At 66.6% G+C, this 24028-nt stretch carries 30 protein-coding genes; all 30 read left to right on the top strand.

Features of this window, described 5'->3' with window-relative positions; translation table 11 throughout:
- Window positions 1-15 precede the first annotated feature (15 nt).
- Window positions 16-3909, top strand: coding sequence for a DNA-directed RNA polymerase subunit beta' (gene rpoC / locus ACOPJ3_RS05690; protein WP_427870865.1), 3894 nt, complete (start codon window positions 16-18; stop codon window positions 3907-3909).
- Window positions 3910-4099: 190 nt separating this feature from the next.
- Window positions 4100-5188, top strand: coding sequence for a hypothetical protein (locus tag ACOPJ3_RS05695; protein ID WP_427870866.1), 1089 nt, complete (start codon window positions 4100-4102; stop codon window positions 5186-5188).
- Window positions 5185-5667, top strand: coding sequence for a hypothetical protein (locus ACOPJ3_RS05700; RefSeq protein WP_427870867.1), 483 nt, complete (start codon window positions 5185-5187; stop codon window positions 5665-5667). The genes ACOPJ3_RS05695 and ACOPJ3_RS05700 overlap by 4 nt, the downstream gene beginning before the upstream one ends.
- The gene (locus tag ACOPJ3_RS05705) at window positions 5664-6305 is read left to right on the top strand and encodes a spermidine/putrescine ABC transporter substrate-binding protein (RefSeq protein ID WP_427870868.1); all 642 of its coding nucleotides are present in this window, start codon (window positions 5664-5666) and stop codon (window positions 6303-6305) included. Before ACOPJ3_RS05700 ends, ACOPJ3_RS05705 begins: the two co-directional genes overlap by 4 nt.
- A 291-nt stretch (window positions 6306-6596) precedes the next feature.
- Complete coding sequence (gene rpsL, locus ACOPJ3_RS05710) at window positions 6597-6971, top strand: 30S ribosomal protein S12 (protein ID WP_105804987.1); 375 nt, start codon at window positions 6597-6599, stop codon at window positions 6969-6971.
- Window positions 6971-7441 (top strand): 30S ribosomal protein S7, encoded by a 471-nt coding sequence (gene rpsG / locus ACOPJ3_RS05715; RefSeq protein ID WP_017885334.1) that lies wholly within the window; start codon window positions 6971-6973, stop codon window positions 7439-7441. The genes rpsL and rpsG overlap by 1 nt, the downstream gene beginning before the upstream one ends.
- Before the next feature lie 108 nt (window positions 7442-7549).
- Window positions 7550-9664, top strand: a complete 2115-nt coding sequence (fusA, locus tag ACOPJ3_RS05720) for an elongation factor G (protein ID WP_427870869.1) — start codon at window positions 7550-7552, stop codon at window positions 9662-9664.
- A gap of 160 nt (window positions 9665-9824) precedes the next feature.
- The gene (gene tuf, locus ACOPJ3_RS05725; protein WP_427870870.1) at window positions 9825-11018 is read left to right on the top strand and encodes an elongation factor Tu; all 1194 of its coding nucleotides are present in this window, start codon (window positions 9825-9827) and stop codon (window positions 11016-11018) included.
- 210 nt (window positions 11019-11228) lie between these two features.
- Window positions 11229-13028, top strand: coding sequence for a polysaccharide biosynthesis protein (locus ACOPJ3_RS05730; protein ID WP_427870871.1), 1800 nt, complete (start codon window positions 11229-11231; stop codon window positions 13026-13028).
- Window positions 13025-14134 carry a UDP-phosphate alpha-N-acetyl-D-fucosaminephosphotransferase gene (locus ACOPJ3_RS05735; RefSeq protein ID WP_427870872.1) on the top strand — a complete coding sequence of 370 codons (1110 nt, stop codon included), beginning with the start codon at window positions 13025-13027 and terminating at the stop codon, window positions 14132-14134. Before ACOPJ3_RS05730 ends, ACOPJ3_RS05735 begins: the two co-directional genes overlap by 4 nt.
- 325 nt (window positions 14135-14459) lie before the next feature.
- A complete protein-coding gene (gene rpsJ / locus ACOPJ3_RS05740; RefSeq protein WP_010156393.1) occupies window positions 14460-14768 on the top strand; it encodes a 30S ribosomal protein S10 in 309 nt (102 codons plus the stop codon).
- A gap of 14 nt (window positions 14769-14782) precedes the next feature.
- On the top strand, window positions 14783-15436 hold the full coding sequence (gene rplC / locus ACOPJ3_RS05745; protein ID WP_427870873.1) for a 50S ribosomal protein L3: 654 nt from the start codon (window positions 14783-14785) through the stop codon (window positions 15434-15436).
- 3 nt (window positions 15437-15439) lie between these two features.
- Entirely contained in the window at window positions 15440-16093 is a 654-nt protein-coding gene (rplD, locus tag ACOPJ3_RS05750) for a 50S ribosomal protein L4 (protein ID WP_427870874.1), read from the top strand.
- On the top strand, window positions 16090-16389 hold the full coding sequence (rplW, locus tag ACOPJ3_RS05755) for a 50S ribosomal protein L23 (protein WP_427870875.1): 300 nt from the start codon (window positions 16090-16092) through the stop codon (window positions 16387-16389). Before rplD ends, rplW begins: the two co-directional genes overlap by 4 nt.
- 22 nt (window positions 16390-16411) lie before the next feature.
- Entirely contained in the window at window positions 16412-17248 is an 837-nt protein-coding gene (gene rplB / locus ACOPJ3_RS05760; protein ID WP_427870876.1) for a 50S ribosomal protein L2, read from the top strand.
- A gap of 24 nt (window positions 17249-17272) precedes the next feature.
- The gene (gene rpsS, locus ACOPJ3_RS05765) at window positions 17273-17554 is read left to right on the top strand and encodes a 30S ribosomal protein S19 (protein ID WP_427870877.1); all 282 of its coding nucleotides are present in this window, start codon (window positions 17273-17275) and stop codon (window positions 17552-17554) included.
- A 26-nt stretch (window positions 17555-17580) separates the two neighbouring features.
- A complete protein-coding gene (rplV, locus tag ACOPJ3_RS05770; protein ID WP_427870878.1) occupies window positions 17581-17961 on the top strand; it encodes a 50S ribosomal protein L22 in 381 nt (126 codons plus the stop codon).
- A 2-nt stretch (window positions 17962-17963) separates the two neighbouring features.
- Window positions 17964-18722: a 30S ribosomal protein S3 gene (rpsC, locus tag ACOPJ3_RS05775; protein WP_017885321.1), complete on the top strand. Its 759-nt coding sequence runs from the start codon at window positions 17964-17966 to the stop codon at window positions 18720-18722.
- A 2-nt stretch (window positions 18723-18724) separates the two neighbouring features.
- Window positions 18725-19144: a 50S ribosomal protein L16 gene (rplP, locus tag ACOPJ3_RS05780; RefSeq protein WP_427870879.1), complete on the top strand. Its 420-nt coding sequence runs from the start codon at window positions 18725-18727 to the stop codon at window positions 19142-19144.
- Window positions 19144-19452 carry a 50S ribosomal protein L29 gene (gene rpmC / locus ACOPJ3_RS05785; protein WP_427870880.1) on the top strand — a complete coding sequence of 103 codons (309 nt, stop codon included), beginning with the start codon at window positions 19144-19146 and terminating at the stop codon, window positions 19450-19452. The genes rplP and rpmC overlap by 1 nt, the downstream gene beginning before the upstream one ends.
- A 2-nt stretch (window positions 19453-19454) precedes the next feature.
- On the top strand, window positions 19455-19727 hold the full coding sequence (rpsQ, locus tag ACOPJ3_RS05790; protein WP_427870881.1) for a 30S ribosomal protein S17: 273 nt from the start codon (window positions 19455-19457) through the stop codon (window positions 19725-19727).
- 31 nt (window positions 19728-19758) lie between these two features.
- On the top strand, window positions 19759-20127 hold the full coding sequence (rplN, locus tag ACOPJ3_RS05795) for a 50S ribosomal protein L14 (RefSeq protein ID WP_427870882.1): 369 nt from the start codon (window positions 19759-19761) through the stop codon (window positions 20125-20127).
- 4 nt (window positions 20128-20131) lie between these two features.
- Complete coding sequence (gene rplX, locus ACOPJ3_RS05800) at window positions 20132-20494, top strand: 50S ribosomal protein L24 (protein ID WP_427870883.1); 363 nt, start codon at window positions 20132-20134, stop codon at window positions 20492-20494.
- Entirely contained in the window at window positions 20494-21069 is a 576-nt protein-coding gene (gene rplE / locus ACOPJ3_RS05805; protein ID WP_427870884.1) for a 50S ribosomal protein L5, read from the top strand. The genes rplX and rplE overlap by 1 nt, the downstream gene beginning before the upstream one ends.
- Before the next feature lie 118 nt (window positions 21070-21187).
- Window positions 21188-21586 carry a 30S ribosomal protein S8 gene (gene rpsH / locus ACOPJ3_RS05810; RefSeq protein WP_200130886.1) on the top strand — a complete coding sequence of 133 codons (399 nt, stop codon included), beginning with the start codon at window positions 21188-21190 and terminating at the stop codon, window positions 21584-21586.
- 6 nt (window positions 21587-21592) lie between these two features.
- Window positions 21593-22129 carry a 50S ribosomal protein L6 gene (rplF, locus tag ACOPJ3_RS05815; RefSeq protein ID WP_427870886.1) on the top strand — a complete coding sequence of 179 codons (537 nt, stop codon included), beginning with the start codon at window positions 21593-21595 and terminating at the stop codon, window positions 22127-22129.
- Between the two features lie 3 nt (window positions 22130-22132).
- Window positions 22133-22507: a 50S ribosomal protein L18 gene (gene rplR / locus ACOPJ3_RS05820; protein ID WP_427870887.1), complete on the top strand. Its 375-nt coding sequence runs from the start codon at window positions 22133-22135 to the stop codon at window positions 22505-22507.
- Window positions 22504-23226 (top strand): 30S ribosomal protein S5, encoded by a 723-nt coding sequence (rpsE, locus tag ACOPJ3_RS05825; RefSeq protein WP_427870888.1) that lies wholly within the window; start codon window positions 22504-22506, stop codon window positions 23224-23226. The genes rplR and rpsE overlap by 4 nt, the downstream gene beginning before the upstream one ends.
- Window positions 23226-23414, top strand: a complete 189-nt coding sequence (rpmD, locus tag ACOPJ3_RS05830) for a 50S ribosomal protein L30 (protein ID WP_427870889.1) — start codon at window positions 23226-23228, stop codon at window positions 23412-23414. Before rpsE ends, rpmD begins: the two co-directional genes overlap by 1 nt.
- On the top strand, window positions 23411-23872 hold the full coding sequence (gene rplO / locus ACOPJ3_RS05835; protein ID WP_427870890.1) for a 50S ribosomal protein L15: 462 nt from the start codon (window positions 23411-23413) through the stop codon (window positions 23870-23872). The genes rpmD and rplO overlap by 4 nt, the downstream gene beginning before the upstream one ends.
- The last annotated feature ends 156 nt before the right edge of the window (window positions 23873-24028 follow it).

The raw sequence follows: 24028 nt of genomic DNA on the forward strand, positions 1-24028 counted from the left end.
ACCAAGGAGAACAACTTGCTCGAGGGTACGAGTTTCAACGAGCTGCAGATCCGTCTGGCGACCGCCGAGGATATCCGCAGCTGGTCGTTCGGCGAAGTCAAGAAGCCGGAGACCATCAATTACCGCACGCTGAAGCCTGAAAAGGATGGCCTGTTCGGCGAGCAGATCTTCGGTCCCAGCCGGGACTGGGAGTGCGCGTGCGGCAAGTACAAGCGCGTCCGCTACAAGGGCATCGTCTGCGAGCGCTGCGGCGTCGAGGTGACGAAGTCCAGCGTTCGCCGCGAGCGCATGGGCCACATCGAGCTCGCCGCGCCCGTCACGCACATCTGGTACTTCAAGGGTGTGCCGAGCCGCCTCGGCTACCTCCTCGACATGGCGCCGAAGGACCTCGAAAAGGTCATCTACTTCGCCGCGTACATGATCATCGACATCGATGAAGAGGGGCGCCACGAGGATCTCGGCGAGCTGGAGGCCGAGCTGCGGCTCGAGCTGAAGGCGCTCGAGGACCAGCGCGACATCGCGATCGCCCAGCGCCAGCAGCAGGCCGAGTCGGATCTCGCCGCGCTCGAGGCCGAGGGCGCGAAGGCGGATCAGCGCCGCCGCGCCGAGGCCTCGGCCGAGAAGGAGATGACCGCGATCCGCAAGGGCTTCGATGACGACATCGCGCGCCTGCAGCGGGTCTGGGAGGACTTCCGCAACCTGAAGGTCGGCGACCTGAAGCCCGAGGATGCGGTCTTCGCAGACCTCATGGATCGCTACGGCGACTACTTCGAGGCGTACATGGGCGCCGAGGCGATCAAGAAGCGCCTCGAGTCCTTCGACCTCCAGGCTGAGAGCGACACGCTCCACCTGCAGATCGCCGAGGGCAAGGGTCAGAAGAAGATCCGCGCCATCAAGCGACTGAAGGTCGTCAACTCCTTCCTGCAGACGGGTGCGAGCCCGGCCGCGATGGTGCTCGACGTGGTCCCCGTGATCCCGCCGGAGCTCCGTCCGATGGTCCAGCTCGACGGTGGCCGCTTCGCGACCTCGGATCTCAACGATCTGTACCGTCGCGTGATCAACCGCAACAACCGTCTGCGCCGCCTGCTCGATCTCGGTGCGCCCGAGATCATCGTGAACAACGAGAAGCGCATGCTGCAGGAGGCCGTCGACGCGCTGTTCGACAACGGCCGCCGCGGCCGCCCCGTCACGGGCACCGGCAACCGCGCGCTCAAGTCGCTCTCGGACATGCTGAAGGGCAAGCAGGGCCGGTTCCGTCAGAACCTGCTCGGCAAGCGCGTCGACTACTCGGGCCGTTCGGTCATCGTGGTCGGCCCGCAGCTCAAGCTGCACCAGTGCGGCCTGCCGAAGCAGATGGCGCTCGAGCTGTTCAAGCCGTTCGTCATCAAGCGCCTCATGGATCTGTCGCACGCGCAGAACGTGAAGGCCGCGAAGCGCATGGTGGAGCGCGCGCGCTCCGAGGTCTGGGACGTGCTCGAGGAGATCATCCGCGAGCGCCCCGTGCTCCTCAACCGCGCACCGACCCTGCACCGCCTCGGCATCCAGGCCTTCGAGCCCCAGCTCGTCGAGGGCAAGGCGATCCAGCTGCACCCGCTCGTCTGCGCCGCGTTCAACGCGGACTTCGACGGTGACCAGATGGCCGTCCACCTGCCGCTCTCGGTCGAGGCGCAGGCCGAGGCCCGAGTGCTCATGCTCGCGTCGAACAACATCCTGAAGCCGTCGGACGGCCGCCCGGTGACCCTGCCCTCGCAGGACATGATCATCGGTCTGCACCACCTCACGACGATCAAGAAGGACGCGATCGGCACCGGCCGCGCGTTCGGCTCGATCGCCGAGGCGATCCTGGCCATGGACGAGGGCACGCTCGACCTGGGCGCGCTCGCGAAGATCCGCCTCATCGGCTACACCGACGAGAACGGTGTGACGAACGAGAAGCCGGTCCTCGTGGAGACCTCGCTCGGACGCGCGATCTTCAACGAGGCGCTTCCCGCCGACTACCCGTACTTTGAGCGGGTCGCCGACAAGGGCAGCCTCTCGGGCCTCGTGAACGACCTGGCGGAGCGCTACCCGAAGGTGGAGGTCGCGGCAACGCTCGACCGCATCAAGGACGCCGGCTTCTACTGGGCCTCGCGCTCGGGTGTCACGGTCGCCCTGTCCGACATCGTCACGCCGTCGAACAAGCAGGAGATCATCGCGGAGCACGAGAAGCGCGCCGCGAAGGTTCAGCGCGACTACGACCGCGGCATGATCCAGGACAGCGAGCGTCACAAGGCACTCACGGAGATCTGGACGGAGGCGACCGACGAGGTGGCCGCCGCCATGCGCGACGCGTTCCCCGAGGACAACACCATCTTCCGCATGGTGTCGTCGGGTGCCCGTGGTAACTGGCTGCAGATCCGGAACATCGCCGGTATGCGCGGCCTTGTGTCGAACCCGAAGGGCGAGATCATCCCGCGCCCGATCATCAACTCGTACCGCGAGGGCCTGTCGGTTGCGGAGTACTTCATCGCGACCCACGGTGCTCGTAAGGGCCTCGCCGACACCGCTCTCCGCACGGCCGACTCGGGCTACCTGACCCGTCGTCTGGTCGACGTCTCGCAGGATGTCATCATCCGCGAGGAGGACTGCGGTACGCGTCGCGGCCTGGACCTCGTGATTGCGGAGGCCGACGCCAACGGCGTCCTCGTCCGCGACGAGAACGTCGAGAACTCGGTCTACGCTCGGACGCTCGCGGCCGACGCCGTGGCCGAGGACGGCACCGTCGTCGCGAACGCTGGCGAGGACGTGGGCGACGTGCTCATCGACCGCCTCGTCGCGGCCGGCGTCACGGAGATCAAGGTTCGCTCGGTGCTCACCTGCGAGTCCGCCGTCGGCGTCTGCGCGACCTGCTACGGCCGCTCGCTCGCCACGGGCCAGCGCGTCGACATCGGCGAGGCGGTCGGCATCATCGCCGCCCAGTCGATCGGCGAGCCCGGCACGCAGCTCACGATGCGTACGTTCCACACCGGTGGCTCGGCCTCGGCTGACGACATCACGCAGGGTCTTCCCCGCGTGCAGGAGCTCTTCGAGGCCCGGACCCCGAAGGGTGCGTCGCCGATCGCGGAGGCTGCCGGCCGGATCACGATCGAGGACACCGAGAAGAGCCGCCGTATCCTCCTCACGCCGGACGACGGCACCGAGGAGAAGGCGTACCCGGTCCTGAAGCGTGCGACCCTCCTCGTCGAGGACGGCGACCACGTCGAGCTCGGCCAGCCGTTCCTCGCGGGAACGCTCGACCCGAAGGACATCCTCCAGGTCGGCTCCACCGAGAACAGCAAGCACATCCCGGGCGAGCGCGCGGTGCAGAAGTACCTCGTCGAGGGCGTCCAGGGCGTCTACCGCTCGCAGGGCGTGCCGATCCACGACAAGCACATCGAGGTCATCGTGCGCCAGATGCTGCGCAAGGTGACGGTCGTCGATCACGGCGAGACCGAGCTGCTCCCGGGCGAGCTCGTGGATCGCTCGCGCTACCAGCGGATCAACCGCGAGGCGCTGCTCGAGGGCAAGCGCGTCGCGACCGCGCGCCCCGAGGTCATGGGTATCACCAAGGCCTCGCTCGCGACCGAGTCGTGGCTCTCCGCCGCGTCCTTCCAGGAGACGACCCGCGTGCTCACGCAGGCCGCCATGGAGGGCTCGAGGGATCCGCTCATCGGCCTCAAGGAGAACGTCATCATCGGTAAGCTCATCCCGGCCGGCACCGGCCTGAGCACCTACCGTGACGTCGACGTTGAGGCGACCGAGGAGGCGAAGGCGGAGCGCTACCCGAACCGCCTGTTCGCCACCGAGGGCACCTTCGACGAGAACGACCTCTCCTTCGTGGACTTCGACAGCTTTACCGCTGACGAGTTCAACCCGGGCAACTACAGCTAGTTCCCGAGTCTGTGCACACAGCGCCCGGAGCCGAAAGGCCCCGGGCGCTGTGAGTTTCCCCGGAAGGATCCGGCGCTTCTCGGCGTGCGCTCCCGCAAATTGCGCGCACATGCTTGTACGGTTGCGTCACAGAAGATGTGTCCGGGCTCACCCCCGCCCGGGCGCATTGGCCGCAATGAGAGGTGAAGCGATGAGCGACGAGCGCGAGACTCCCGCATCAAGGGCGAAGGAGTCGCCCGAGGCCGCCGGCAATCCCGGTGCACCCGTCGAAGAGGCCGAGGCCAGCCGCACCGAGGTGCTCGAGGCGGTGAAGCGCTCGCGCGTGAGCGGATCCGAGTCCGGAACGGGCGACGGCGTCACGACGTCCTCCGACGAGGTGCTCACCGAGATCGCCGAGTCGAAGCGGGCCGAGGGGGCGAAGGACGCCGACGGGGCGAAGGATCCCGACGGCCCCGAAGCGCCCGTCCTCTCCGCGGGCGCCGCGGGCGTCGCGCAGAGCGACGCCGAGCGGGCGGATGCCGAGCTCGAGCGCCGCCGCGCGATCTCCGAGGTCGACACGCAGATGGATCTCGAGCCGACCCCCTCACGACTCTCTACCGGGGCGCTCAAGACTCCGCCTCCCACGCTCGATGACCTGCCGAGTGCGGCGAAGTCGGACGAGCCCGCGACGGCCCGTGACGGCGAGATCCGGATCAGTGCGGATCACCCGATGGCGGCGCTGTACATGCAGTCGCCCATGCCGCCGGAGATCCGCGGCAACCGCGGAGCTGGCGTGCTCATCGCCCTCGTGGGCACGCTCGCCTTCGGCGCCGTGCTCGCCGGCGTGTTCGCGCTGTGGCTCGCCCCCAAGTTCCCGCCGTCGACCTTCCTGAGCGAGGGCCTCCTGCCGATGCTCACAAACGTGGGCTTCGCGACCGCGCTCGCCGCGTTCTTCGTCGCCCTCTCGATCGTCGTGCTCGTGGTCGGGCGTGCTGGCTGGTGGGCCTATGTGCTCGGCGGCTTCCTCGTCGCAATCGCCGTGTGGGGCGCGACGACGCTCGGCCTGGCGGCTCATGACCAGTTCGTGCTCGGGCAGCGGGTGAGCTGGGAGCCGCTCGAGCTGCTGCGCCGCTACGGCTTCAACGTTGTCTCCGTCGCGGCCGGCGTCGTTGCCCGTGAGGCATCGATCTGGACCGGCGCGTGGATCGGCGCCAGGGGGCGCAAGGTCAAGCTCCGCAACGCGGAGGCGCTCGCGGAGTATGAGAACGCACTCGCAGAGGCGCAGGCGAAGCAGTCGTGAGTGAGGGCCCCAGGCGCGGGGTCACCCGAGGATACGTCGGGGGCCTGATCTTCGCGACGATCATCGTGGCCGTTGCCCTGGTCGTCGCGGTCTGGGGCGGGCTGACGCTCCTGCCCGGGCTCGAGCCGGTGACCACAGACGGCGTGCCGCGCTGGGCGGCGCCCCTCGTCCTCGTGCTCGCGCTCGGTGCGCTCGCGATCTCCCTCTGGAACCAGGCGCTCGCGCTGCTGCGTGGCCGCCGCGGGCCCTCCTGGGGCGCGATCGTCGCGACGGCCGTCGGGGCCTACCTGCTCTGGGCGCTGGGCGGTATCCTCGCAGGCATGTCGATTGGTGAGACCTGGCTGAGCCCGTTCGCCGCCACCCTCATTCCGATCTGGGCCCTCGCCTCCCTGCTGTTCTGGGCGGTCCTCGCCCGCCGCGTCTACACGGACCGCCCCCCGCCCCAGTGGCCGTGGGAGCGCCGGGGCGAGGACGAATGATCGTCATGGGGAGCATCGACGAGCGGGTCAACGTGGCCGTCGACGCGTGGCTGCGCTGGGTGCCACGCTGGGAACCGGGCACGCACCGGGGCCGTGCCAGACTGTGCCGGCGCTGCACGGGATCGCCGATCCTGGCCGCCGCAGGCATCGCGGCGGATGTGCCGCACCAGGTCACGCACGCGCTCGTCTCCCGGATGCAGCGGATCATCGACAAGGACGTTGACGACTTCACCGAGGCCGAGCTGCCGACGCTGCACGCGGAGCTCACGGGTGCCGAGCTGTGGCGTTCGGGCGGTTATGATCCGGCGGCCGGCCTCGATCCGGAGTACGAGGGCCTCGAGCCGGATCCGGATCCGGGGGAGGGGGAGCAGCCGTTCCTCTTCACGCTCGCCGGGCTGGCCGAGGAGTCGCGGCCCGAGCCGCCGCTGCCGCGCCCGCCGCTGAGTGCGGAGGAGAAGCGGCGCCTCCGCAACGAGATCGAGCTCGCGGATGAGCGGGCCGCCGCCGCCGGCCGGGAGGTCTGCTTCGCGCTCGTCGGGCACAAGCCCCGGATCGAGGCGGCGATCCAGCGCTTCGTCGAACCGCAGATCCAGGCCATGCTCGACGAGCTGAGCCGGAATCTCGAGCCGCCGCAGTAGCGTCCGCCCGACGCGAATCCCGATCCGCATCGGGGCATTGCGGTGATAACACGCACCGCGTATAGTTGGTTGCTGGTGCCTTCCACCGATTCCGACGTGCCTGCACGGGGGAGTCGTGGGAAAGCGCCGCAGGGTCACTCGCCCCCAGGGCGACACCCCCACGGCATACCTGCACTCGGTTCGCCTCCCCGGAGGCGAGCAGCAGGTTCGCGGGTGCGTGAGCGCTCGCACATGCTTTGGTTTCCCAAAGAAGCATTCCTGTCACCGTGCAGGATCAACCATGGAGAGTCAGTGCCTACCATTCAGCAGTTGGTGCGCAAGGGCCGGACGCCGAAGGTCTCGAAGACCAAGGCTCCCGCGCTCAAGGCGAACCCGCAGCAGGCAGGGGTTTGCACCCGTGTCTACACCACCACGCCCAAGAAGCCGAACTCGGCGATGCGCAAGGTCGCTCGTGTGAAGCTTCGCAACGGCACCGAGGTCACCGCCTACATTCCGGGCGAGGGCCACAACCTGCAGGAGCACTCGCTGGTGCTCGTGCGCGGCGGTCGTGTGAAGGACCTTCCCGGTGTCCGTTACAAGATCGTGCGCGGCGCGCTCGACACGCAGGCGGTCAAGGATCGTCAGCAGGCCCGTAGCCGCTACGGCGCGAAGAAGGAGAAGAAGTAATGCCTCGTAAGGGTCCTGCTCCGAAGCGCCCCGTAGTCGCCGATCCGGTATACGGATCGCCGGTTGTCAGCCAGCTCGTCAACAAGATTCTTCTTGATGGCAAGAAGGGCCTCGCCGAGCGCATCGTCTACGGTGCACTCGAGAACGTGGCCGAAAAGTCCGGTCAGGATGCCGTGACGGTCCTCAAGAAGGCGCTCGACAACGTGCGCCCGACCCTCGAGGTCCGTTCGCGTCGCGTCGGCGGCAGCACCTACCAGGTGCCCGTCGAGGTCAAGCCGCACCGTGCGAACACGCTCGCACTCCGCTGGCTGACCAGCTACGCGAAGGCCCGTCGCGAGAACTCGATGACGGATCGCCTCACCAACGAGATCCTCGACGCCTCGAATGGCCTCGGCGCCGCTGTCAAGCGTCGCGAGGACACTCACAAGATGGCCGAGTCGAACCGCGCGTTCGCTCACTACCGCTGGTAGTACCCCTTCGGCGGATCGGATCGTCAACCGCGATCCGATCCGCCGACTGCGGGGCGCAAGCCCGTCCCGCGCTGCACAACTTTCATCCCCACACCCGGAGGAGATCCCGTGGCACAAGACGTGCTCACCGACCTGAGCAAGGTCCGCAACATCGGCATCATGGCCCACATCGATGCCGGCAAGACCACCACGACCGAGCGCATCCTGTTCTACACGGGTGTCAACCACAAGCTGGGCGAGACCCACGATGGCGGCGCGACGACCGACTGGATGGAGCAGGAGAAGGAGCGCGGCATCACGATCACCAGTGCCGCGGTGACCTGCTTCTGGAACAAGAACCAGATCAACATCATCGACACCCCGGGCCACGTCGACTTCACCGTCGAGGTGGAGCGCTCGCTCCGCGTGCTCGACGGCGCTGTCGCGGTGTTCGACGGCAAGGAGGGCGTTGAGCCCCAGTCCGAGACCGTCTGGCGCCAGGCCGACAAGTACGGCGTTCCCCGCATCTGCTTCGTCAACAAGATGGACAAGATGGGTGCCGACTTCTACTTCACGGTCGACACCATCATCAGCCGCCTCGGCGCGAAGCCGCTCGTGATGCAGCTTCCGATCGGCTCGGAGTCCGACTTCGTCGGCGTCGTCGACCTGCTGTCGATGAAGGCCTTCGTGTGGGAGGGCGACTCGAAGGGTGACGTCACCCTGGGCGCCAACTACGAGACGCAGGAGATCCCCGCAGACCTCCAGGCCAAGGCCGAGGAGTACCGCGCGAAGCTCGTCGAGACCGTCGCCGAGACCGACGACGAGCTCCTCGAGAAGTTCTTCGGCGGCGAGGAGATCTCGATCGACGAGCTCAAGGCGGGGATCCGCAAGCTCGTCGTGAACAACGAGATCTACCCCGTGTACTGCGGCTCGGCGTTCAAGAACCGCGGCATCCAGCCGATGCTCGACGCGGTTGTGGACTTCCTCCCCAACCCGCTCGACGTCGGAGCCATCGAGGCCCACGACCCGCGCGACGAGTCGATCGTCATCGAGCGCCGTCCCTCGTCCGACGAGCCCTTCTCGGCGCTCGCGTTCAAGATCGCCGTCCACCCGTTCTTCGGCCGCCTCACCTACGTGCGCGTCTACTCGGGTAAGGCAGCTTCGGGCGCCCAGGTCGTGAACTCGACCAAGGGCCGCAAGGAGCGCATCGGCAAGATCTTCCAGATGCACGCCAACAAGGAGAACCCGGTCGACGAGCTGACCGCCGGCAACATCTACGCGGTCATCGGCCTCAAGGACACGACGACGGGCGACACGCTTTCCGATTCGGACAAGCAGGTCGTGCTCGAGTCGATGACCTTCCCGGAGCCCGTCATCGAGGTCGCCATTGAGCCCAAGACCAAGGGTGACCAGGAGAAGCTCGGCACGGCGATCCAGAAGCTCGCCGAGGAGGATCCCACCTTCCGCGTGAGCCTGAACGCCGAGACCGGCCAGACGGTTATCGCCGGCATGGGCGAGCTGCACCTCGACATCCTCGTGGATCGCATGAAGCGCGAGTTCAAGGTCGAGGCGAACGTCGGCAAGCCGCAGGTGGCCTACCGCGAGACGATCCGCCGCACGGTGGAGAAGTACGACTACACCCACAAGAAGCAGACCGGTGGTTCCGGCCAGTTCGCAAAGGTGCAGATCGCGCTCGCTCCGCTCGAGTCGGACGCCGAGACGATGTACGAGTTCGAGGACAAGGTGACCGGCGGTCGCGTTCCCCGCGAGTACATCCCCTCGGTCAACGCGGGTATCCAGGACGCGATGCAGTACGGCATCCTCGCCGGCTTCCCGGTTGTGGGCGTCAAGGCCACGCTGCTCGACGGTCAGTACCACGACGTCGACTCGTCGGAAATGGCGTTCAAGATCGCCGGTTCGATGGCGTTCAAGGAGGCGGCACGCCTGGCGCAGCCCGTCCTTCTCGAGCCCATGATGGCCGTCGAGGTCCGCACCCCCGAGGAGTACATGGGCGACGTCATCGGCGACCTGAACTCCCGTCGTGGACAGATCCAGGCAATGGAGGATGCGTCCGGCGTCAAGGTCGTGCGTGCCCTCGTGCCGCTTTCAGAGATGTTCGGGTACATTGGTGACCTGCGGTCGAAGACCAGCGGTCGCGCGGTGTTCTCGATGACCTTCGACTCCTATGCAGAGGTGCCGAAGGCCGTGGCCGATGAGATCGTTCAGAAGGCTAAGGGCGAGTAACACCGTCCACTGATCGGCGGCGGCCCTGAGGCCGCCGCCGATCAAAACGCCCAGGTCGCGATCACTGACCTGAGCTTGTAACATAAGTACACACCCCGTACTCGTGCCCTCCGAAATCCGTCGGAGGGGGAGGGTACTCAACGTCCTGAGGAGGACCATAGTGGCGAAGGCCAAGTTCGAGCGGACCAAGCCGCACGTAAACATCGGTACGATCGGTCACGTCGACCACGGTAAGACGACCCTTACCGCGGCGATCTCGCAGACCCTCGCCGACAAGTTCCCGTCTGACGTCAACGTCAAGCGCGACTTCGACACGATCGACTCGGCTCCCGAGGAGCGCCAGCGCGGCATCACCATCAACATCTCGCACGTCGAGTACGAGACCGAGAAGCGCCACTACGCTCACGTTGATGCACCGGGCCACGCCGACTACATCAAGAACATGATCACCGGTGCCGCTCAGATGGACGGCGCGATCCTCGTGGTCGCGGCGACCGACGGCATGATGGCGCAGACGAAGGAGCACATCCTCCTCGCGAAGCAGGTCGGCGTTCCCTACCTGCTCGTCGCGCTCAACAAGTGCGATCAGGTCGACGACGAGGAGATCCTCGAGCTCGTCGAGATGGAGGTCCGCGAGGAGCTCTCCAAGCACGGCTACCCGGGCGACGACGTCCCCGTGGTCCGCGTCTCGGGCTACCAGGCGCTGCAGGGCGAGGAGAAGTGGGTCAACTCGATCCTCGAGCTCATGCAGGCCGTCGACGACAACATCCCCGATCCCGTGCGTGACAAGGACAAGCCGTTCCTCATGCCCGTCGAGGACGTCTTCACGATCACCGGTCGTGGCACGGTCGTCACGGGTCGCGCCGAGCGTGGCACGCTGAAGATCAACTCCGAGGTCGAGATCGTGGGCCTGCGTCCGACGCAGAAGACCACCGTCACCGGCATCGAGATGTTCCACAAGCAGCTCGACGAGGCATGGGCCGGCGAGAACTGTGGCCTCCTCCTCCGCGGCACCAAGCGCGAGGACGTGGAGCGCGGCCAGGTCGTCGTTGCCCCCGGCTCGATCACCCCGCACACCAAGTTCGAGGGCACTGCCTACATCCTGAAGAAGGAAGAGGGCGGCCGCCACAACCCGTTCGAGACGAACTACCGTCCGCAGTTCTACTTCCGTACGACTGACGTGACCGGCGTTATCACGCTGCCCGAGGACAAGCCGATGGTTATGCCCGGCGACACCACCGACATGACGGTCGAGCTCATCCAGCCGATCGCTATGGAGGACGGCCTCGGCTTCGCGATCCGTGAGGGTGGCCGCACCGTCGGCGCCGGCACGGTGACCAAGGTCATCGCCTAAGTCTCATGCGAGGCTGAGTCTCACTGAGGCTCCCTGAGCCTGAGAGAGGCTCGCACAGAACCCCCGGGATTCGTCCCGGGGGTTCTGTGCGTCTCCCGGGCCTTTCCCCGTTCGGCGCGACGCCTCGCGCCTGCGGCAACTCCCGGCAAGGGAGCGGTATCCTCGAATGTGATCAGTCGTAGTCAAATTCGCAGAGGGACGGGGGCACGAGTGCCGGAGACCGCAGGCGGGCGTTTCGCCCACTTCGCACGCCAGTACGGTCTGCTCTATCTCGCGGACGCCGCGGCGTGGGCGGTCGCGATCCTGGCGGCTCTCGTGCTCCGCTTCGACTTCAATCTCAACCGCATCCACTGGGGGTGGACGCTCGCGCTCATCGGCGCGACGGCTCTGCTCCAGCTCATCGGCGGTTGGGTGTTCTGGCTGTACCGCAATCGGTACGCGATCGGCAGCTTCGACGAGGTGCGAGCGCTCGTGCTCAACATCACGGCGGTCATGATCGTGTCCTGGGTGTTCGCGTATCTCGTCGGTTACGGCAACGGGATCCCGCGCAGCACGATGATCATCGCGGCGCCCATTGTGTTCAGCCTGATGGGGGTGGCCCGCTACCTCATGCGGCTGGCTGCTGAACGCCAGCTGAAGCCGGGCGAGGAGGCGGAGCGGACCCTGCTCTACGGCGCGGGCTACCTCGGCGTGCAGACTGCAAAGCGGTTGCTGACCGACGCGCGTGGCTCTGCGCTGCCGGTCGGCTTCATTGATGACGACCCCGCGAAGCGGCACCAGGAGGTGCGGGGCGTGCGGGTGCTCGGCGGCCTCGACGACTTGCCGGGCGTCGTGCGCCGCACGCGCGCGACGAAGCTGATCGTCTGCATCGGCGACGCAGACGCGTCGATGATGCGCCGGATCGATTGGCTCGCTGACCGAGTCGGGATCACGGCCATGGTGCTCCCGCCGCTCGACCAGATCCTCATGAACAACTCCGTGATCTCTGACGTGCGCGAGCTCGCGATCGAGGACCTCATCGGGCGCCACCCCGTGCGGCTCGAGACCGAGTCGATCGCCTCCTACCTGCAGGACAAGCGGGTTCTCGTCACGGGCGCGGGCGGGTCGATCGGCTCCGAGCTCTGTCGCCAGCTCGCGCGCTTCGCGCCTGACGAGCTCATCATGCTCGACCGCGACGAGACCGCGCTGCAGGAGACGCAGCTCTCCATCAGCGGGCACGGCCTGCTCGACACGAACGACGTGGTGCTCGCCGACATCAGGGATGCCGCGGCGCTGCGCGCACTCTTCCTCGAGCGGAAGCCGGAGGTCGTGTTCCATGCGGCCGCGCTGAAGCACCTGCCCATGCTCGAGCAGTACCCGGACGAGGCGTGGAAGACGAATGTGCTCGGCACGCTCAACGTGCTGCGCGCGGCGCAGGCTTCGGGCGTCGGCACGTTCGTGAACGTGTCGACCGACAAGGCCGCGAACCCGACGAGCGTGCTCGGGCACTCGAAGCGGGTGGCCGAGAAACTCACCGCGTGGATGGCGGAGCAGACGGGGGAGCGCTACCTCTCGGTGCGCTTCGGCAACGTCATTGGCAGCCGCGGGTCCATGCTCCCGACGTTCCGCAGGCTCATCGATGCCGGCGGCCCGATCACGGTCACGCACCCCGACGTCACCCGGTTCTTCATGACGATCCCCGAGGCGTGCCAGCTTGTGATCCAGGCCGGCGGTATCGGCCGGAAGGGCGAGGTGCTGATCCTCGACATGGGGGAGCCCGTCTCGATTCTCGACGTCGCGCGTCGCATGATCGCGCAGTCCGGGAAGGAGATCGACATCGTCTTCACGGGACTGCGTCACGGCGAGAAGCTTCACGAGGAGCTCGTTGGCGCGGGGGAGGGCAATGAGCGCCCGTTCCACCCGAAGATCACACACGCGCACGTCGACACGATCTCGCCCGAAGTGCTCGACCACGAGGGCTGGATCGCGCGCCTCGATCTGACGCGCGCCGCCGAGGAGCGTGTGCAGTGAACCTCGTCGTCCCCGCCCTCGTCGCCGGTGCCGTGACGCTCGTGCTGAGCGTGCTGCTCCCGATCGTCGTAAAGCCGCTCCTGCAGCGGCTCGGGATCATGGACGTGCCGAACGAGCGCTCGTCGCACGCGCGGCCCGTGCTCCGCGGCCTCGGCCTCGCGGTGCTCATCTCGATGCTCGTCGGGGGAGCGGTCGCGGTGCTCTGGTTCGCCCTTGCGGCCGAGCCTGTGGTGCGGTGGGAGGCACTGCTCGTTGTGGTGGTCGGCTCGCTCGCCGCTGGCCTGCTCGGGCTCGGCGAGGACCTGCGCGGGATCAGCGTGAAGGCGCGGAGCATCCTGCTCCTCCTCATTGCGCTGCTCGTGCCGGTGGGTTTGCTGCTCGTGCGGGCGGATCCCCTGCACGTGCGCGACCTGACCTTCGAGCTGCCTCCGCCCGCCCCGCTCTCGCTGCCCGAAGCGCTCCCCGTGGGTGCGTCGATCCTGCTCGTCGCCTATGCGGTGCTGTTTATCTCGAGCTACATCAACGTGGCGAACTTTATGGACGGCCTGAACGGCATCAGCGGGTTCCACGGGGTCATCGCGGGCCTCACCTTCGCGGCCGCCGGCTGGCTCGACGCGCAGCCGTGGCTGATCGCGGCCGGCCTGGTGCTCGCCGCGGGCTTCGGCGGCTTCCTGCCGTGGAACCTCACGAAGCCGGGCGCCTTCCTCGGCGACGTCGGCAGCTACCTGCTCGGCGGGGCGACCGCGATCACGAGCTTCGCGGCCTGGCTCTCCGGCCTTCCGTTGCTCGCGACGATCGGCCCCATGGTGATCTACTTCGGCGACGTCGGCGTCACGCTCGTGAAGCGCGTGCGCGCCGGGCACCGCTGGGACGAGCCCCACAAGGAGCACGCCTATCAGCGGATCCAGCAGCTCGGTTACAGCCACGTCGCGGCATCGGGAATCACGGCGCTCTGCACGCTCGCGGCCTCGATCCTGGGCCTGATCTCGCTCTACACAGGGCCCTGGGGCACCGCGGCGCTGCTCGCCGGCGGGCTCGCGATTGTCGTCTTCTACACCCTGCTGCCGCGGCTCCTCCCGGCGCGACACGCCCGGGTTGCACGCTGACCTTCGGCGTGCGAGAATAGACAGGTTCAGTACTCCGCGCGTCCGTGTGGATCACTGCCAGGCTGTGCATAACCGCCCCGCGAGGGGCCATCAGGTTAGGCCGCGGGCAGCGAACAACAACCCGCTCGTATGAGGCGGCCAGACGAGAGTCCGGCCGTTTTCGTGTGTGCGGGGCCGTGCCGCGAGGCGCGGTCTTGACAGGTGAACAGAGACCCAGCACGATGCGGCACACCAGCCGCGGCTGCCAGGGCGCTGGTACGCAAGACGTCCAATGCTGCGAGGCCACAAGCCCGCAGTACGACGCAAGTAGAAAGTAGAGAGTCACATGGCGGGACAGAAGATCCGCATCCGACTGAAGTCGTATGACCACGAGGTCATCGACAGCTCCGCGCGCAAGATCGTTGACACGGTCACCCGCGCTGGCGCGACGGTGATCGGCCCCGTGCCGCTCCCGACGGAGAAGAACGTGATCGCCGTTATCCGTTCGCCCCACAAGTACAAGGACAGCCGCGAGCACTTCGAGAAGCGCACCCACAAGCGCCTCATCGACATCGTGGACCCCACCCCGAAGGCCGTCGATTCGCTCATGCGTCTCGACCTCCCGGCCGACGTCAACATCGAGATCAAGCTCTAAGGGGGGATCCAACAATGACTGCAGCACGCAACGTTAAGGGTCTCCTGGGCACCAAGCTCGGCATGACTCAGGTCTGGGACGAGAACGGCAAGGTCGTTCCCGTTACCGTCATCGAGGTGGCACCCAACGTGGTCACCCAGATCCGCACCCCCGAGGTCGACGGCTACAGCGCCGTGCAGATCGCCGCGGGTCAGATCGATCCCCGCAAGGTCAACAAGCCTTCCGCGGGTCACTTCGAGAAGGCGGGCGTCACGCCTCGCCGTCACCTCACCGAGGTCCGCACCTCCGACGCCGGCGAGTACGCGCTCGGCCAGGAGCTGACCGTCGACGGTACCTTCGAAGCCGGTCAGAAGATCGACGTCGTCGGCACCTCGAAGGGCAAGGGCTTCGCGGGCACCATGAAGCGTCACAACTTCAAGGGTGTCTCGGCTTCGCACGGTGCGCACCGCAACCACCGCAAGCCGGGCTCCATCGGCGGCGCCGCGACCCCCGGTCGCGTGTTCAAGGGCCAGAAGATGGCCGGCCGCATGGGCGGGGATCGCGTCACCGTGCAGAACCTCACCGTGCAGGCGATCGACGCCGAGAAGGGTCTCATCCTGGTCAAGGGTGCGGTTCCCGGCGCTCGTGGTCGTCTCGTTTTCGTCCGCAACGCAGTGAAGGGGGCGTAGTTCATGGCTACCGCTACCAAGCTCGAGGTGCTCGACGCCAAGGGTAAGAAGGCTGGGTCCGTCGACCTGCCCGAGACCATCTTCGGTGCCGAGACCAACGTCCCGCTGATCCACCAGGTGGTCACCGCTCAGCTCGCAGCTGCGCGCCAGGGTACGCACAAGACCAAGAACCGTGGCGAGGTCTCCGGTTCTGGCGTCAAGCCGTTCAAGCAGAAGGGCACCGGCCGCGCTCGTCAGGGTTCGGTCCGCGCTCCTGAGCACCGCGGCGGCGGCGTCGTCCACGGCCCCGTGCCGCGCGACTACGCACAGCGCACCCCCAAGAAGATGATCGCGGCGGCTCTCCGCGGCCTGCTCTCGGATCGCGCCCGCGCGAACCGTCTGCACGTCGTCGAGTCCTTCGGCATCGACGAGAAGCCCAGCACCAAGGCCGCGCGCGAGTTCCTCGCGCAGGTCGCGCCGGGCAAGCGCGTGCTGGTCGTCGTGACCCGCGAGGATGAGCTCACCGCTCTCAGCGTCCGCAACCTGCAGCACGTTCACGTGCTGTTCCAGGATCAGCTCAACGCCTACGACGTGGTCGTCAGCGATGACCTCGTCTTCACCAAGGCCGCCTTCGACGCATTCGTCGCCGGCCGTGCCGCTCAGGAGGACACGAAGTGAGCCTGAACAAGTCCGCACACGACGTCATCATCCGCCCCATCGTTTCCGAGAAGAGCTACGGTCTCATCGACGCCAACGGCCAGTACACCTTCGAGGTGGCGCCGGGTGCCAACAAGACCGAGATCAAGCTCGCGATCGAGCAGGTCTTCGGTGTGAAGGTCGGCAAGGTCCGCACGCTGAACCGCAAGGGCAAGACCCGCCGCACGAAGTTTGGCATGGGCAAGCGCAAGGACACCAAGCGCGCCATCGTCACGCTGAAGTCGGGTTCCATCGACATCTTCACGGCTGCGCTGTAGAAGGGGCGAAGAGGAATACAACATGGCTATTCGCAAGTACAAGCCGACGACCCCGGGTCGTCGCGGCTCGAGCGTCGCTGATTTCGCTGAGATCACGCGCTCGACGCCTGAGAAGTCGCTGCTCCGCCCGCTCCCCAAGACCGGCGGCCGCAACAACCAGGGCCGGATCACCACCCGTCACATCGGTGGTGGCCACAAGCGTCAGTACCGCGTCATCGACTTCCGTCGCAATGACAAGGACGGCGTGAACGCCCGCGTTGCGCACATCGAGTACGATCCGAACCGCACGGCTCGCATCGCGCTCCTGCACTTCGAGGACGGCACGAAGCGGTACATCATCGCTCCGACCAAGCTCAAGCAGGGCGACATCGTCGAGTCGGGTCCCTCGGCCGACATCAAGCCGGGCAACAACCTGCCGCTGCGCAACATCCCCACCGGTACCGTGATCCACGCGATCGAGCTGAAGCCGGGCGGCGGTGCCAAGATGGCGCGCTCCGCTGGTGCCTCGGTTCGCCTCGTGGCGAAGGACGGCCCCTACGCTCAGCTGCGTCTCCCCTCGGGTGAGATCCGCAACGTCGACGCGCGCTGCCGTGCGACCGTCGGTGAGGTCGGCAACGCCGAGCAGTCGAACATCAACTGGGGCAAGGCAGGCCGCATGCGCTGGAAGGGCGTCCGCCCGACCGTCCGCGGCGTTGTCATGAACCCGGTCGATCACCCGCACGGTGGTGGCGAAGGCCGCACCTCGGGTGGCCGCCACCCGGTCAGCCCCTGGGGCCAGAAGGAAGGCCGCACGCGCCATCCGAACAAGGAAAGCGACAAGCTCATCGTGCGTCGCCGTAACGCCGGCAAGAAGCGCTAGTCCGCAGGTAGGAGAGAGTAGAAGATGCCTCGTAGTCTCAAGAAGGGCCCCTTCGTCGACAACCACCTGCTCAACAAGGTGATTGTTCAGAACGAAGCCGGCACCAAGAACGTGATCAAGACCTGGTCGCGCCGCTCGATGATCATCCCGGCCATGCTGGGTCACACCATCGCGGTGCACGACGGTCGCAAGCACATTCCCGTGTTCGTCACGGAGACCATGGTCGGTCACAAGCTGGGCGAGTTCGCGCCCACTCGGACCTTCCGCGGTCACGTGAAGGACGACAAGAAGGGCCGTCGCCGCTAACGCGGTGACGTGAAGGAGGAAGAGAAATGGTGGAGTCGATCGCACGCGTGCGTCATATCCGCATCACCCCCCAGAAGGCCCGCCGCGTTGTCGACCTGGTTCGCGGGAAGAACGCCCAGGAGGCCCTGGCCATCCTGAAGTTCGCCCCCCAGGCCGCTGCGGAGCCCGTGTTCAAGCTCGTCGCCTCGGCGATCGCTAACGCGCGCGTCAAGGCCGATAACGAGAACCTGCGCCTCAACGAGGACGAGCTCGTCATCGCTCGCGCCTTCGTGGACGAGGGAGCAACGCTGAAGCGTTTCCGCCCCCGTGCACAGGGCCGCGCGTTCCGGATCAACAAGCGCACCAGCCACATCACCGTCGTCCTGCAGTCGGCGGACGAGCTCGCGGCTGCGAAGAAGGGAGCCTAGGTATGGGCCAGAAGATTCATCCCTATGGCTTCCGCCTCGGGGTCACGACCGACCACGTCTCGCGCTGGTTCTCGGACTCGACCAAGAAGGGTCAGCGCTACGCTGACTACCTGGCCGAGGACATCAAGATCCGCCAGCACCTGACGAAGCAGCTCGATCGCGCCGGCGTCTCGCGCGTCGAGATCGAGCGCACCCGCGACCGCGTCCGCGTGGACATCCACTCGGCGCGTCCCGGCATCGTCATCGGCCGCCGCGGCGCCGAGGCCGAGCGCATCCGCGCCGACCTTGAGAAGCTCACCGGCAAGCAGATCCAGCTGAACATCCTCGAGGTCAAGAACCCCGAGGCCGACGCTCAGCTCGTCGCGCAGGGCATCGCCGAGCAGCTCGCTGCTCGCGTGGCGTTCCGCCGCGCGATGCGCAAGGGTCTGCAGGGCGCTCAGCGCGCTGGCGCCAAGGGCATCCGTATCCAGGTCTCCGGCCGCCTCGGCGGCGCCGAGATGAGCCGCTCGGAGTTCTACCGCGAGGGTCGCGTGCCGCTGCACACGCTCCGTGCGAACATCGACTACGGCTTCTACGAGGCGAAGACCACCTTCGGCCGCATCGGCGTGAAGGTCTGGATCTACAAGGGTGACCTCACCAACAAGGAACTCGCACGCGAGCAGGCGGCTCAGAAGCCGTCGCGCGACCGTGGCGACCGCCGCCGTGCGCCCCGTGGCGCACAGGCCGAGGCTGCACCCGCTGCAGCAGGAGCGGAGAAGTAGGCATGCTTATTCCCCGTCGAGTCAAGTACCGCAAGCAGCACCACCCGGGCCGCAGCGGTCAGTCCAAGGGCGGCAACAAGGTTGCCTTCGGTGAGTTCGGCATCCAGGCCCTCACGCCCGCGTACGTGACGAACCGTCAGATCGAGTCCGCTCGTATCGCGATGACCCGTCACATCAAGCGCGGCGGCAAGGTGTGGATCAACATCTACCCCGACCGTCCGCTGACCAAGAAGCCGGCGGAAACCCGAATGGGTTCCGGTAAGGGCTCGCCCGAGTGGTGGGTTGCAAACGTCAAGCCGGGCCGCGTCCTCTTCGAGGTCGCCGGTGTCGATGAGGAGCTCGCACGTGAGGCGCTCACCCGCGCCATCCACAAGCTGCCCCTCAAGGCCCGCATTATCAAGCGCGAGGAGGGCGACGCGTAATGGCGATCGGAACCAAGGAACTGGCCATTGTCGAGCTCGACGCGTTCGAGAACGAGCGTCTGGCTGAGGAGCTGAAGAAGGCCAAGGCCGAGCTCTTCAACCTGCGCTTCCAGTCGGCCACCGGCCAGCTGGAGAGCCACGGCCGCGTCCGTCAGGTGAAGCGCGACATCGCGCGCATCTACACGGTGCTCCGTGAGCGCGAGCTGGGCATTCGGGCCACGCCCGCAGCTGCTCCGGCTCCCGCCAAGAAGAAGAGCACCAAGAAGACCGAGCAGGCGGACGCCGCCGCTGAGACGAAGGAGGCCTAAACATGGCTGAGGTCGAGAAGGAACAGCGCGGCTACCGCAAGGCGCGCCGCGGCTACGTCGTCAGCGACAAGATGGACAAGACCATCGTCGTCGAGGTCGAGGACCGTGTGAAGCACCCGCTCTACGGCAAGGTGATGCGCCGTTCGTCGAAGGTGAAGGCACACGATGAGCAGAACACCGCCGGCATCGGCGATCTCGTGCTCATCCATGAGACCCGTCCCGTCAGCGCCTCGAAGCGCTGGCGCCTGGTCGAGATCCTCGAGAAGGCGAAGTAAGCCTCGCGCTTACTGAGTAAGGAGTTAGCAAGTGATTCAGCAGGAATCCCGACTCAAGGTGGCCGATAACACGGGCGCCAAGGAGTTGCTTACCATTCGTGTTCTCGGCGGCTCGAAGCGTCGCTACGCCGGTCTCGGCGACACGATCGTCGCGACCGTCAAGGACGCGATCCCCGGCGGCAACGTGAAGAAGGGCGACGTCGTCAAGGCCGTCGTCGTTCGCACGCGCAAGTCGACGCGTCGCGTCGACGGCTCGTACATCGCGTTCGACGAGAACGCCGCCGTCATTCTGAAGGCCGACGGGGAGCCCCGCGGCACCCGTATTTTCGGGCCGGTCGGACGTGAGCTGCGCGACAAGCGCTTCATGAAGATCGTCTCGCTCGCACCGGAGGTGATCTAGTCCTATGGGCAGCAAGATCAAGAAGGGTGACCTCGTCGAGGTCATCTCGGGCCCCTCGCAGGAGCGTGGCGGCTACAAGGGCAAGCAGGGTCGCGTCATCGAGGTCTTCTCGGAGAGCGATCGCGTCGTCGTCGAGGGCGTGAACTACGTCACGAAGCACGTCCGCGCAGGCCAGTCCGAGCGCGGCACCCGCGAGGGTGGGATCGAGACCGTTGAGGCCCCGATCCACGTCTCGAACGTCGCCATCGTCGATCCCGAGACGAAGAAGCCGACCCGCGTCGGTTTCCGCGTCGAAGAGGTCGAGCGCGACGGCAAGAAGAAGACCGTCCGCGTTCGCTACGCGAAGAAGTCGGGGAAGGACCTCTAATGACTGAGACTGCTGCAGCGACTGGCAAAATCCAGCCGCGCCTGAAGCAGAAGTACCGGAGCGAGATCGTTCCGCAGCTTCGCGAGGAGTTCAGCTACGCCAACATCATGCAGGTTCCGGGCATCGTCAAGGTGGTCGTGAACACGGGTGTCGGCGAGGCTGCACGTGACAGCAAGGTGATCGAGGGCGCGATTGCGGACCTCACGAAGATCACCGGCCAGAAGCCCATGGTCACCAAGGCTCGCAAGTCCATCGCGCAGTTCAAGCTGCGCGAGGGCCAGGCCATCGGTGCGCACGTCACCCTCCGCGGTGACCGTGCCTGGGAATTCCTTGACCGCCTCATCGGCCTGGCACTCCCGCGAATCCGCGATTTCCGCGGCCTTTCGCCCCGCCAGTTCGACGGAAACGGAAACTACACCTTCGGTCTGACCGAGCAGAGTGTGTTCCACGAGATCGATCAGGATAAGATTGATCGGGTGCGTGGTTTCGACATCACTGTCGTGACCACCGCGAAGACTGATGACGAGGGTCGCGCACTGCTTCGTGCGCTCGGCTTCCCGTTCAAGTCCGAATAACTGAATAGTCCAAGCGGGGAGGGTGCCCGGGGATTTCCCGGGCACCCCATCCGTGTGTCACCCAGGTCACACTCCGTGTAACGGTGTGTGATACCAGGCGAGAAAGAAAGAGTCACTCATGACGATGACTGATCCGGTCGCAGATATGCTGACCCGGCTGCGCAACGCCAACTCTGCGCATCATGACGACGTTTCGCTCCCCGGCTCGAAGCTGAAGGAGCGGATCGCCGAGATCCTCAAGCGCGAGGGCTACATCAAGGACTGGAAGGTCGAGCCGGCACGCGTCGGCACGACCATCACCATGTCGCTGAAGTACGGCCCGAACCGCGAGCGCTCGATCGAGGGCATCAAGCGTGTTTCCAAGCCCGGCCTCCGGGTTTACGCAGGCTCCACCGAGATCCCGAGCGTCCTCGGCGGCCTCGGCATCGCGATCCTGTCCACCTCCTCGGGGCTCCTCACCGACCGCGAGGCCGAGCAGAAGGGCGTGGGTGGGGAAGTCCTCGCCTACGTGTGGTAAGCGCTCATGTCACGTATTGGTAAGCTTCCCATCGCCGTTCCCGGCGGTGTCGATGTCAAGATCGATGGCCAGAAGGTCACGGTCAAGGGTTCGAAGGGCGAGCTGTCGCTCGTCGTCGCCGAGCCGATCCGCGTCGCTCTCGAGGACGGTCAGGTGCTCGTCACCCGTCCCGACGACGAGCGGGATTCCCGAGCGCTGCACGGTCTCACCCGCACGCTCATCAACAACAACATCATCGGTGTGACCGAGGGCTACTCCAAGCAGCTCGAGGTTGTCGGCACGGGCTACCGCGTGCAGCAGAAGGGCACCGGCCTCGAGCTGGCGCTCGGCTTCTCGCACCCGGTCAGCGTCGATGCTCCTGAGGGCATCACGCTCGCAGTCGAGGGCAACACGAAGATCACCGTGAGCGGTATCTCGAAGCAGGCTGTCGGCGAGGCCGCAGCCAACATCCGCAAGCTGAAGAAGCCGGAGCCCTACAAGGGCAAGGGCATTCGCTACGCGGGCGAGAACGTTCGCCGCAAGGCAGGAAAGGCTGGTAAGTAACCCATGGCCGCTTCAGTTACTCGGGCAAAGGGTCGCTCGGCTGCGCGCGTTCGCCGCCACGCCCGCCTGCGGAAGAAGATTGTCGGTACGGAGGCTCGCCCCCGTCTCGTCGTGACCCGCTCCGCGCGTCACGTGTTCGTTCAGGTCGTTGACGACTCGGTGGGCCGCACGGTCGCCTCGGCGTCAACGATGGAAGCCGATCTGCGCTCGTTCGACGGCGACAAGACGGCGAAGGCGCGCAAGGTCGGCGAGCTCGTCGCCGAGCGTGCGAAGAGCGCCGGTGTCGAGGCGGTCGTGTTCGACCGCGGCGGCAGCAAGTACGCCGGTCGTGTTGCAGCGATCGCCGACGGTGCACGCGAAGGGGGGCTGACCCTGTGAGCAATGAAACGAAGGAGCAGGAAGTGAACGCAGCGGCTAAGACCGAGGCTCCGGCCACGGAAGCTGCGGCCGCTGAGGCCCCGGCTCAGGATCACCGCAACGAGCCCCGCGAGCAGCGTCGCGGCAGCCGCGACCGCGGCACCCGGAACGAGCGTGGCGGTCGCGACCGCAACGAGAGCCAGTTCCTGGAGCGCGTCGTCACCATCAACCGCGTCTCGAAGGTCGTCAAGGGCGGCCGTCGCTTCAGCTTCACCGCGCTTGTCGTGGTGGGCGATGGCAACGGCACCGTCGGTGTCGGCTACGGCAAGGCGAAGGAGGTGCCCCTCGCCATCTCCAAGGGTGTCGAGGAGGCCAAGAAGAACTTCTTCCGCGTTCCGCGCGTTGGCAGCACGATCCCTCACCCGGTTCAGGGCGAGGCTGCAGCCGGTGTGGTGCTCCTGCGCCCCGCCGCTGCGGGTACCGGTGTTATCGCCGGTGGCCCCGTGCGCGCCGTCCTCGAGTGCGCCGGCATCCACGACGTGCTGAGCAAGTCGCTCGGTTCGTCGAACACCCTGAACATCGTGCACGCGACCGTTGAGGCCCTGCAGCAGCTCGAGGAGCCCCGCTCCGTCGCAGCCCGCCGCGGCCTCGACTTCGACCGCGTCGCCCCGGCCCGCATCGTGCGCGCCGAGGCGAAGGCTGCGGCCGACGCTGCCGCGAAGGCAAAGGCAGGTGCGTAATGGCAAAGAGCCTGAAGATTACGCAGACGAAGTCCGTCATCAGTGAGAAGCAGAACCAGCGCGACACCCTGCGCAGCCTCGGCCTCAAGAAGATCGGCCAGTCGGTCGTTCGTGAGGACACCCAGGCCAACCGCGGCTACATCCGCGCTGTCGCTCACCTGGTAGAGGTTGAGGAGATCGACGCATGAGCGAGAAGAACGAGGAGCGCGAGCAGGTGCTGAAGGCTCACCACCTTCGCCCGGCTCCCGGCGCCAAGAAGGCCAAGACCCGCGTGGGTCGCGGCGAGGCGTCCAAGGGTAAGACGGCCGGCCGCGGCACCAAGGGCACCAAGGCCCGGTACCAGGTCAAGGCTGGCTTCGAGGGTGGGCAGATGCCGCTGCACATGCGCACCCCGAAGCTGCGCGGGTTCAAGAACCCGTTCCGCACCGAGTACCAGGTCGTGAACGTTGCCAAGCTCGCAGAGCTCTACCCCAAGGGTGGCGACGTCACGGTCGAGGATCTCGTGGCCAAGGGCGCTGTCCGCAAGAACCAGCCCGTCAAGGTGCTGGGCGACGGCGACCTCCAGGTCAAGCTCACCGTCCAGGTCGACAAGGTCTCGGCTGCCGCTGAGCAGAAGATCGTCGCCGCTGGCGGAGAGATCAAGTAGGGACCCGCAAGGGTTCGAAACTCGAGGATGACTCGAGCAGCGGGGGAGGCGTCGGGCCGGCATTCGTGCCGCCCGGCCCGCCCCCGCTTTGATTTTTCAGGCCGGACCCAGGGTTAGGCCGCGTAACCACGTTCCCACCGGCGTGTAGGCTGGTGC

The sequence above is a fragment of the Leucobacter luti genome, assembly GCF_050310065.1.
In the GTDB taxonomy this organism is placed as follows: Bacteria; Actinomycetota; Actinomycetes; order Actinomycetales; family Microbacteriaceae; genus Leucobacter; species Leucobacter luti_B.